The sequence below is a fragment of the Paenibacillus sp. J22R232 genome, assembly GCF_056269165.1.
Window position 1 is genome coordinate 56,946 of the sequence record NZ_JBWDNK010000024.1, and the last position, 9,955, is coordinate 66,900.

Consider the following 9,955-nt stretch of genomic DNA (forward strand, 5'->3'; position numbering starts at 1 on the left):
ACAAAAGAGCAAGGGAGGGGAAAAACAAGATGGCATATCAAAAATTAGGACGTGACGCTAGTGCACGGAAAGCTTTGTTCCGTGACCTCGTTACTGACTTGTTCCTTTATGAGCGTATCCAAACGACTGAAGCAAAAGCGAAAGAAGTTCGTTCTATCGCTGAGAAGCTGATCACTAAAGCTAAGAAAGGTGATCTTCATGCTCGTCGTCAAGTAGCTGCTTATGTTCGTCGCGAAACAGTTGACGGAGAAAAAGACGCTATTCAAAAACTGTTCTCTGATCTAGCTCCTCGTTATTCGGAGCGTGCAGGTGGCTACACGCGTATTCTAAAACTAGGACCCCGTCGCGGCGATGCTGCGCCAATGGTTTACCTAGAATTGGTTGACCGCGCGGAGTAATCTAATAAACGTATAAGCTTGTCCACAGCGTTAAACCTTGTCCAAGCTTTATACGCGAGCGCAAACGGCTTATGCCTGCCTCTGGCGGGCACAGGAACGCTTACGCTACAAAATATAAGCAAGTATACGGGATTCCCTATACTTCTTATATTTTAGTGAAAAGGGTGGACCCTTGAGGCCACCTTTTTTTATTTGCAAAATGGTCTGTTATTAAATTGAGGAATGCAGCCAAGAAGCAGAAGATGAGCTTATGCGATACCGCAAGGATATCGAGAGGGCGCAATTCTAATGCACGGTTTCGTACAGTGCTTCAGATGTGTAGGATTCCCTTTAGCTAAAGGGGGGAAAAGGTTGAGGAATATATGCGTAAAGGTCAGTTATGATGGAGCCGGCTTTAACGGTTTTCAAACGCAGCCATACGGCAGGACGGTCCAAGGAGAAATTGAAAAGGCCATTAAGAAGCTAACGGGAGAAACGACAATTATTATTGGTTCGGGACGTACCGATGCGGGAGTACATGCTCAAGGACAAATGTTCAATTTCTATACGGAATCGACGATTCCGACGGAGAGATGGGCAATCGCCCTTAACACGCGGCTGCCTAAGGATATTGTCATTATCGAAGCATATGATGTGCCAGAGCATTTCCATGCCAGAAGATCCGCCAAGCGCAAAACGTATCGCTATACGATTGATACCGGGAAGTTTCCTGATGTATTTGGCCGTCAATACCGCTTTCATCATCCGACGCCGCTGGATGTGGATGCGATGCGTGAGGGACTTCGTTTCCTAGTAGGGAAACATGATTTCACTTCGTTTACATCCATCCATTCAACCAAGCCTCATCATGTACGCACGATCTATGAAGCAGAGTTTGTACAAGAGGGCCCGATCGTACATATGTACATCACCGGGAATGGCTTTTTGTACAATATGGTTCGAGTCATCATGGGAACTTTATTATGGGTTGGCGAAGGGAAAATGGCTTCATCTGAGATTAAAAGCATCCTGGAGGGTCGTAATCGATCACTCGCAGGTCCTACGGCAATGCCGCATGGATTGATGCTTTTGGATGTTGAATATTCCAGCGAAAAACAGGGATAAATCACTATAATTTACTTGCACTTAACTATATTTTATAGTAGAATATAACTTGTGCTTTCGAAGTGGCTAACCCACAGCCCCGACTGAGATTGTCACAAACTTGGCGAATTACAATGAACTAACAAACCAACGATTACGTTGTTATAAAACGATTAATGTATGAAATTAAGGAGGATCATCCATGCGCACCACTTATATGGCTAAATCAACTGAAGTTGATCGTAAATGGTTCGTCGTCGATGCGGAAGGCAAAACGCTAGGCCGCTTGGCGAGTGAAGTTGCTGCCCTGATCCGCGGCAAACACAAACCGACATTTACACCACATGTTGATACAGGCGACTTCGTTGTTGTTATCAACGCTGAAAAAATCCATCTGACAGGCAAGAAAATGTCGGATAAAATTTACTACCGTCACTCGATGTATTCCGGTGGCTTGAAAGCTACTCCGGCACAAGAGATGATCAAGAACAAGCCAGAGCGCGTTATTGAGCTGGCTGTACACGGCATGTTGCCTAAGAACCGTCTTGGCGACAAAATGAAGCTTAAACTTAAAGTATACGCAGGTGCGGAACATCCACATCAAGCACAAAACCCTGAAGTTTACGAACTTCGCGGGTAATAAAGAGGAGGACAAGTTTCATGGCTCAAGTGCAATACTATGGAACCGGTCGTCGTAAACACTCTGTTGCACGTGTACGTCTTGTGCCGGGTGAAGGACGAATCATTATTAACAAACGCGACATTAATGAATATTTTGGTCTAGAAACATTGAAGCTGATCGTAAAACAACCGCTTAACCTTACGGATACATTGTCGAAATACGATGTACTTGTAATTGCTAACGGCGGCGGCATGTCCGGTCAAGCAGGCGCTATCCGTCACGGTATTTCCCGTGCTCTGCTTAAAGCAGATCCAGAATTCCGTCCGGCTCTTAAGCGTGCTGGCTTCCTAACTCGTGACCCACGTATGAAAGAACGTAAAAAATACGGTCTTAAAGCGGCTCGTCGCGCTCCACAATTCTCGAAACGTTAATTCTTATACGATCAAATGCCTTCTCTGCCAATCAGAGGAGGCATTTTTTGTTGCGTAACCATATATCCGAAACTTTATTTCATTTTGGTGTAAACTTATGTTGAACATTACGCTTGCAGGACGTATAATTTTATTACAGACTAATTTACTAGGATTTAATAACGGAGGTGTTCATATGAACCTTTTTGAGAAAGAAGCGCTTATTAAACAAAAGGAAGTAGAACTCGAAAACGCGACACCGGAAGAAATTATTGCGTTTGCGGTTGAAACTTTCCCTAATATTACATTCGCCTGCAGCTTTGGAGCAGAGGATGTTGTTCTAGTCGACATGCTGCAAAAAGTGAGCCCAACGACAGACATTTTCTACTTGGATACGGATTATCATTTCAAGGAGACGTATGAAACACGCGATAGAATGGTTGAACGTTACCCAGGGATCCCGTTCGTTGAAGTGAAACCGGAACTAACAACGGAGGAGCAAGCGGCGCAGTTCGGCGAGGAGCTTTGGAAATCCGATGCGAATGCTTGCTGCAATATTCGTAAAGTTAAGCCATTGACTAACATTCTCTCGAAGTACAGTGCATGGATTACCGGTATTCGCCGTGATCAGGCACCTACGCGTGCCAACTCCAAAAAAATAGAATACGATACGAAGTTCGGTCTCGTTAAATTCAACCCCATCGCACATTGGACTTCTGAAGATGTGTGGAACTATATTCGCGAGAATGATGTAATCTACAACCCGCTGCATGACCAAAACTACCCTAGCATTGGCTGCGAGCAATGCACACGTAAGGTTATGCCTGGCGAGGATCCTCGTGCAGGACGCTGGTCGGGTCAAGAGAAAACAGAATGCGGATTGCATAAATAAGCAACGATAAGAGACTGCTTTCTTAATAAGTCAAATTCTACAGCATGGCGGCGCACTGATTAACCGCGTCGTTGCCTGAGAGCAACGTGAAGCTTTGCTAGCTGAAGCAAAAGGCTTGAAAGCAATTACGATCAGTGCATGGTATATTTCAGATCTTGATTTGATACCCGTAAAACTTGTGCACATGACAAGGAGCATCATCTGAAGCTTTCGGGTACGAAAGTACGTGCTTAACTGCGGATGGCGTTTGCCCGCCACCTGAATTCTTGCATCGCGAGGTTGCCCACATCTTTATTGAAGGCGTATATAAGCAGCCAATAGACTAATCTCAACAATTCAGTAAAGGTTTGTCTCATAAACGACCATCTCGTCCCATATAAATGAAAGTGAGCATTTGGCTTATAAGAGCTGCCCGATGCCGCGTATTCATTTAATGGGGACGGGGTGGTTTTTTTATGCGCCGAATGGGTCGGCATGTTGTCGTATGGATGACGTACAAAGGGGCTATACGCATAGCGATTGGGCTGCTGGTGATTGCTCTGACCGGTATTCTGCTTACGCAAACGATGCCTTCAGCTAAAACTTGGTCCTATTGGACGCTTCCGTTGTCGGGGAAAACCATTGCTATCGATGCTGGTCATGGCGGGGTTGATGGCGGAGCGGTTAGCAAGCAAGGCGTGATTGAGAAGGATCTGAATCTTGCGATTGCGTTGTATTTGCGTGATTACTTGCAGCAGGCTGGCGCAATGGTGGTTATGACGCGGGAAGGGGATTATGATCTCGCCACCGGAGATGCAAGAGCTTATAGCAAGCGGAAGACCGAGGATTTGAAAAAGAGAGTTGCTTTGATCAAAGGAAGTGAACCGGCCGCTGTCATTAGCATTCACATGAATAGCATTCCTTCGACAAAGTGGTCAGGCGCACAGACTTTTTTTCATCCCGCCAATCACCCTGACAATCGTGTTCTGGCTACCTTCATTCAAGATGAAATCAAACGCAACTTGGAAAATACGACGCGAGTAGCGGCCACCGTGAAGGATGTATATGTGCTGAAAGCAATCGAAAATATCCCTACAGCGTTAGTGGAGGTCGGCTTTCTCTCCAACCCCGGCGAATCGCAGCGGCTTGCGGATACGGAATACCAAAGGCAAGTAGCCGCATCTATTTATGAAGGGGTACTGCGCTATATGTCCGGAGAGAAGCTCAGCGGGAGCGTGCTTCAGGATGAGGTAACAACGAAGTAAGGAGCTGCTGTCATGTAGGGAAGGGATGTCCGTTTCGATGGAAGGGTTGGATGCTCGGCTTCCTGTGTTATAATCATTATTATATGGTTTTAATTATACAAAGGTGGGACACATATGACGTTGACACGCGAGCAAGCAATAGAAGCCGTCGAATCCGTGACGGCACAATATAAGGCGGATGGGATCGCCATCCGCGACGTAATGGTTCGGGACCGTCAGGTATCCATGACGGTCCTAGGGGCGGGCGCGGCTTCGCATCCCGCGCTTGAGGCCTCGCTCCGCGAGGCACTGGCGCGCCTGGGCGCCGAAACCGTGCACTTCCGGTTTCGTGCAGAGGCAGCGCCAGCCGCGGGCGCAGGCGCGTCTACGCCGCCGCCTGCGGCTACCAAAGCACCGGCCGCGGCTAGCGCCGGCGGTGCCGGCAAAGCAAACGGCTCCGCGCCCATTGAGGGCCACGGTGCCGGTCTAGCCACTGCGCTGCTGGATCCTAGCAGCGGCGTGCAGTTCATCGCCGTCGCCAGTGGCAAGGGCGGCGTCGGCAAGTCGACGGTGACCGTTAATCTCGCGGTCGCCTTAGCCCGCAGAGGCAAGCGCGTCGGGATCATCGACGCCGACATTTACGGCTTCAGCGTGCCTGATATGATGGGCATTGAAGAGCGGCCGGAGGTCGTGAACGAGCGTGTCATCCCCATAGAAAAATTTGGGGTAAAGGTTATGTCCATGGGCTTCTTCGTTGAAGACAACAGCCCAATCGTATGGCGCGGACCGATGCTTGGCAAAATGCTCCGCAACTTTTTCCAGGAAATCGAATGGGGCGAGCTGGATTATTTGCTGCTGGACCTTCCGCCTGGAACGGGGGACGTCGCGCTTGACGTTCATCAAATCATCCCCCAAAGCAAAGAAATTATCGTAACGACGCCGCATGCGACCGCAGCATTCGTTGCCGCTCGTGCCGGCGCCATGGCGATTAAGACGGAGCATGAAATCATCGGCGTCGTGGAAAATATGTCCTATTACGTGTCCAAGTCATCAGGCGAGAAGGAATATGTATTCGGCCGCGGCGGAGGTGCGCGCTTGGCAGAGAACCTACATGCGGAGCTGCTTGCCCAAATCCCGCTCGGAGCGCCTGACAATCATGTATCTGAGCATGATTTTGCCCCGTCGGTATACAAAGCGGATACGGAAACCGGACAGCTCTACCTGGAACTCGCCGACAGTGTACTAGCCAAATGCGAAAGCTAAATTAAATGCAAAAGCCCGAACGGAGTGTCCCGAAGCTGTATGCCAGCTTCCAACTTGGACAACCCCGTTCGGGCTTTTTTGAACGCAGAACTTCTACTGCCCAGCAGTCAGTCAATCCTGCTTAGTTAATCCTGCTACATGCCAGAGTCGCTTTGATCGTCTCCTGATCCGGAATCATCGCCTTGCTGGTCTTCTTCCTCTGATTTCTGCTCCTCTTCGCCCGAGCCTTCATCTTTTTTCTTATCGACTTTCTCGTCAGGGTTCGGCTTGAGTTCTTCTTGAACCGCTTTTTTCATAAGATCAAGCACTTCCAAGCGGAACAATGGATTTTGCATCGCATCCTGCATGAGTGACATGACCTCTTTACGGTATTGCGTGCTTTGCAGCACCTCAAGGATCATCTTATCCATTTCAGGATTTTTGAGCACCTTAATCAAATCAGCCTGATAAGAGGGATCCTTTATTAATTCTTTGTGGATATCTTTGTTCTGCTTATTGACGGACTTTGCGAATTCCCCGGCAAACCGAGGATCTACCATCAATTTTTTAATGACCTTATCATACTGCGGAGAGATCAATACGTCCTTGACGGCTAAGCGAACCTCTTCTTGATCCTGTACCGACAGCAGCTTGGAGGTCTGACCGGAATAGCCGGACATTTGCTGAGACGATTCCTGCAGCGCTTTTTGCGCATCCTCCGTTTTGAGGATATCGATGACCATGGATTTCAAGTCCTTGTAGCTGACCTGTTCATTTCCTCCTGACGGCTCGGCGCCGCACCCTGCAAGCACAACCACCATTGCTGAGATAACCAACAATAAAGCCCACCTTTTACGCATTCTTCGCATGCTCCCTTCTATGTCAGTACTGCTGTATGCCATAAGGTTGACCAAATCGTTCTAAAAGTGATGAATCACGGTCTTATTATGCGCATTGTTCACCGTATTATCATGGACAATCGTTAGCTTTTTGTTGTGAACGTGGTAAAATAAAGGGTAATACGGAAGCATTTAAGCATTGCAGTATACAGTTGTAATCCATAATGGCCATTAGCAAGACGAATGACATCGTTATTTAGGGTTGTACCGCATAGGAGCAGCCGTCATAAACATTCAGGAGGATTAGGAACGTGAATTTAAAAAAGTGGTTCTTTTTATTTTGGAGCGGCATGGTAGTAGGGGGACTAGCTTGCGTGGTTACCGGTGCGATCATGGCATGGGTTGATCCGGAGTTTGGTTTTTTAGGCTTTAAGGCGGTAGGGTTCAATGCGTTAATGATGGCTTTAGTCGGACTCATGATCGGGGCTTTTAGCCAAATGGGCTTTTTCGCGTATTTAACCTTAAACTACATTGCCCTTAGTGTTTTCGGCAAAAAATACTTATGGAATGCTCTGCAAGGGTATACAACGATATTTGCGGCGGCCGGTCTTGGTTACCTGCTGTTTGAACAGCGCATGAACAATTGGTTTTTCTGGCTGCTGCCGCTTGTTCTGCTTGTTTTCTCTGGCGTCGTATCATGGATCAAGGTGAAGCAAACGAACAAAACGGCCTTCGTTCCTACGATGTTCCTCATGTTCGTCGTCACTTTCATTGAATCCTGGCCGGCGCTTCAAGGCGAGACGAACGTTTCCGCCATTATCTTTATGATGGTTCCCCTGTTTGTCTGCAATGCATACCAAATTATGATGATGCATCGTTTGGTCAAAAAACAAACGACCGACTCAGCGCCAATTGCCGCAAAGCCGGTCGTATAGATTAGTATTCCAACTCGGCGGCATTCAGCTGCGGGAACGTAGACGTTGTCTTGTCCTGTACTGCTTTGCCGTCGATTTCTGTTTGCGTGATAAGGTCGGTGACAGTCACGAAGTCGTAGCCCTTCTCGCGCAGCTGATCGATGACGGCAGGCAAGGCCTCATGCGTTTGCTTAACTGAGTCGCTCGCGTGGAACAGAATGATATCGCCGGGATGTGCCCGAGTAACGACGCGGTTAATGATTTTATCCGTACCGATATTCATCCAGTCGAGTGAATCGGTATCCCATTGAATGACCTTGTATTGCAATTCCTCCGCGATGCGGAGCACTCGTTTGTCAAAATCGCCGTTAGGAAGTCGGATTAATTTCGGCTGCTTGCCAGTCACGTCGGATAAAATCGTATGAGCAGTCGTAATCTGCTTGCGAATCTCTTCATCGCTAAGCTTGCTGTAGTTGTCATGCTTGTGGCCGTGGCTGCCGATCTCGTATCCGGCTTCTTGGATTTTTTTCACGATTTCCGGATGGGATTGGCTCCAAGGCGATGACAGAAAGAAGGTAGCCTGCTTAATGTTCTTTTCCTTCAATACATTAAGAATAGGCTCTGTTCGTTTGTCTCCCCAGCTAATATCGAAGGTTAAAGCAACAACCTTCTTATCAGTGGGCACGCTGTAGATGGCTGCAGGCTGTTGTGGGGCAAACACGGTAATGTTGTCGCGCTCTGCGTAGATGATGCCGACGGAGAAGACGACAGCAATCGCGATTAAGAAATAGCGTTTCAACTTTCGGCCGTTCAATACATAAAACACATTCATGGGGAAGGGCACTCCTCTCTAATGGAAGCTTGTACAAAGCTAAGAAAGTATAAATCCGACCTTTATACTTCGCTTGTCTTTTATTGCGAAATGAGCAACTGCTTCCATGGAGAGCGGATGTCATTTACGCTTGTTGTACAATCTATGCTCGTACAAACGAGATATTCATCAATCATGCGAAGAATGTTAATTTGGAGGGGAATCTTTTGTTCAAATGGCAGGTGAATTGGGACTATTTCAAAAGAATGAATCCGTATATTGCTTTTGCTGCTATTCTTTTTCTGGCTGGAATGGTCATTGGGGGGATTAATCCGGCATTTAAGTCTTTTCTGGATGGACAGCTAGAGGGGCTTGGGAAAATTTCGAATATGATCGATGATTCAAGCAATCCTACTTTAACGATGATTGTGTTTATCTTTTTGAATAATGCCATTAAGTCAATCGTTGTGATGTATCTGGGCGCTATGCTCGGCATCCTGCCGTTTTTCTTTTTGGTCGTGAATGGCATGGTGATTGGTTATTTGCTGAAAGGCATGGCTGAGCTGCACGGGGGCGGGTATGTCTTGGAGATTATCGTAAAAGGACTGCTGCCGCACGGGATATTGGAGATACCTGCTATTATTATAGCTTGTGCCTATGGCATGCGATTTGGCGTATTGGTCCTTAAGGCATTGGGCTCGCTTATTTTCGCAAGGTCGAAGTCTGGCCGCTTGGGCGAAGAGCTCGAAGGGTTCGTTGCAAGGTCGGTACCTATGATGGTTGTTTTGACAATATCGCTTCTAATCGCAGCCGTTATTGAAAGTACATTTACAACATGGCTGTTAACGATGTAATAATTTTTCCAATATTTGAGCATAACAGTAAAGCAGTGTCGAAACGCATTTGCGTGAGGCGTTGCTTTTTTGTTCAAATATAGGAAAGTTTGTGATTTCTTCATCCTTTCTCTATATTTCTCGGAATGAAACGCGCTGGGCTGCCAGAGGTTGGCGATAGCCGTTTCATCTTGGTTAAAGGACGGTCTAGTTGCGCTTTACAACTAAAGGAGGTCACTTACGGCTATGCTCGGAATACTATTCAACGATAAAGAATGCAAAGAACTCGACTACGTCCTTCGAAAAGAACTGGATGAAATGCTGCTCGACCTGAATGATTCACGGTTAGACGGAGATATTAAGCAGGCAATTACAAGACGATACAAAATCATCTTTCGCATGTATGCAAGAATTGCCTCGCCGAAAGAGCTTTCGCGGTACGCGTTAAATGCGCGTTCTTATCGATAAATCTGTGGTTTTAAAAAAACTTTTAAAAAGGGGTTGCATTTAATTGGGCCCCTGTGATATATTATTTCTTGTCGCCAACGAGACACAGGCGATTAACGCGAAAGAGTAAATTGCTCTTTGAAAACTGAACAACGAGTAACAACTGCCTCGCAAATCCTTCGGGATAAGCGAAAAAGCGATAACAAGTAATGAGCAAGTCAAACACCAATTTGGAGAGTTT

12 protein-coding genes and 1 pseudogene are annotated in these 9,955 nt (G+C 47.0%); 11 read left to right on the plus strand and 2 right to left on the minus strand.

Annotated elements, in window-relative coordinates:
* The first annotated feature begins 29 nt into the window (after positions 1 to 29).
* The 8 genes and pseudogenes from rplQ to AC0YN3_RS31560 all read left to right on the plus strand — a co-directional run bounded on the left by rplQ (position 30) and on the right by AC0YN3_RS31560 (position 5,891).
* Positions 30 to 398 carry a 50S ribosomal protein L17 gene (gene rplQ, locus AC0YN3_RS31525; RefSeq protein WP_138756274.1) on the plus strand — a complete coding sequence of 123 codons (369 nt, stop codon included), beginning with the start codon at positions 30 to 32 and terminating at the stop codon, positions 396 to 398.
* Between the two features lie 351 nt (positions 399 to 749).
* The gene (gene truA, locus AC0YN3_RS31530) at positions 750 to 1,502 is read left to right on the plus strand and encodes a tRNA pseudouridine(38-40) synthase TruA (RefSeq protein ID WP_441946553.1); all 753 of its coding nucleotides are present in this window, start codon (positions 750 to 752) and stop codon (positions 1,500 to 1,502) included.
* 181 nt (positions 1,503 to 1,683) lie between these two features.
* Positions 1,684 to 2,121 (plus strand): 50S ribosomal protein L13, encoded by a 438-nt coding sequence (gene rplM, locus AC0YN3_RS31535; RefSeq protein WP_053373925.1) that lies wholly within the window; start codon positions 1,684 to 1,686, stop codon positions 2,119 to 2,121.
* Between the two features lie 20 nt (positions 2,122 to 2,141).
* Entirely contained in the window at positions 2,142 to 2,534 is a 393-nt protein-coding gene (rpsI, locus tag AC0YN3_RS31540) for a 30S ribosomal protein S9 (protein WP_475778810.1), read from the plus strand.
* A gap of 175 nt (positions 2,535 to 2,709) precedes the next feature.
* Complete coding sequence (locus AC0YN3_RS31545) at positions 2,710 to 3,405, plus strand: phosphoadenylyl-sulfate reductase (RefSeq protein WP_475778811.1); 696 nt, start codon at positions 2,710 to 2,712, stop codon at positions 3,403 to 3,405.
* Between the two features lie 171 nt (positions 3,406 to 3,576).
* Positions 3,577 to 3,731 (plus strand): annotated as a pseudogene (gene sat / locus AC0YN3_RS31550) (sulfate adenylyltransferase); the annotation flags it as partial.
* 129 nt (positions 3,732 to 3,860) lie between these two features.
* A complete protein-coding gene (cwlD, locus tag AC0YN3_RS31555) occupies positions 3,861 to 4,649 on the plus strand; it encodes an N-acetylmuramoyl-L-alanine amidase CwlD (protein WP_475778812.1) in 789 nt (262 codons plus the stop codon).
* A gap of 114 nt (positions 4,650 to 4,763) precedes the next feature.
* Entirely contained in the window at positions 4,764 to 5,891 is a 1,128-nt protein-coding gene (locus tag AC0YN3_RS31560) for an Mrp/NBP35 family ATP-binding protein (RefSeq protein ID WP_475778813.1), read from the plus strand.
* A gap of 134 nt (positions 5,892 to 6,025) precedes the next feature.
* On the opposite strand, the gene gerD is transcribed toward AC0YN3_RS31560, so the two are convergent.
* Positions 6,026 to 6,730, minus strand: coding sequence for a spore germination lipoprotein GerD (gene gerD / locus AC0YN3_RS31565; RefSeq protein ID WP_475778814.1), 705 nt, complete (start codon positions 6,728 to 6,730; stop codon positions 6,026 to 6,028).
* A gap of 290 nt (positions 6,731 to 7,020) precedes the next feature.
* On the opposite strand from gerD, the gene AC0YN3_RS31570 reads away from it, so the two are divergent.
* Positions 7,021 to 7,644, plus strand: a complete 624-nt coding sequence (locus AC0YN3_RS31570; protein WP_475778815.1) for a KinB-signaling pathway activation protein — start codon at positions 7,021 to 7,023, stop codon at positions 7,642 to 7,644.
* 1 nt (position 7,645) lies between these two features.
* On the opposite strand, the gene pdaB is transcribed toward AC0YN3_RS31570, so the two are convergent.
* The gene (gene pdaB, locus AC0YN3_RS31575; protein WP_441946559.1) at positions 7,646 to 8,455 is read right to left on the minus strand and encodes a polysaccharide deacetylase family sporulation protein PdaB; all 810 of its coding nucleotides are present in this window, start codon (positions 8,453 to 8,455) and stop codon (positions 7,646 to 7,648) included.
* Positions 8,456 to 8,661: 206 nt separating this feature from the next.
* On the opposite strand from pdaB, the gene AC0YN3_RS31580 reads away from it, so the two are divergent.
* Both AC0YN3_RS31580 and AC0YN3_RS31585 read left to right on the plus strand, forming a co-directional pair.
* Complete coding sequence (locus AC0YN3_RS31580; RefSeq protein ID WP_475778816.1) at positions 8,662 to 9,288, plus strand: stage II sporulation protein M; 627 nt, start codon at positions 8,662 to 8,664, stop codon at positions 9,286 to 9,288.
* Positions 9,289 to 9,513: 225 nt separating this feature from the next.
* On the plus strand, positions 9,514 to 9,735 hold the full coding sequence (locus AC0YN3_RS31585; RefSeq protein WP_053373934.1) for a hypothetical protein: 222 nt from the start codon (positions 9,514 to 9,516) through the stop codon (positions 9,733 to 9,735).
* Positions 9,736 to 9,955 lie beyond the last annotated feature (220 nt).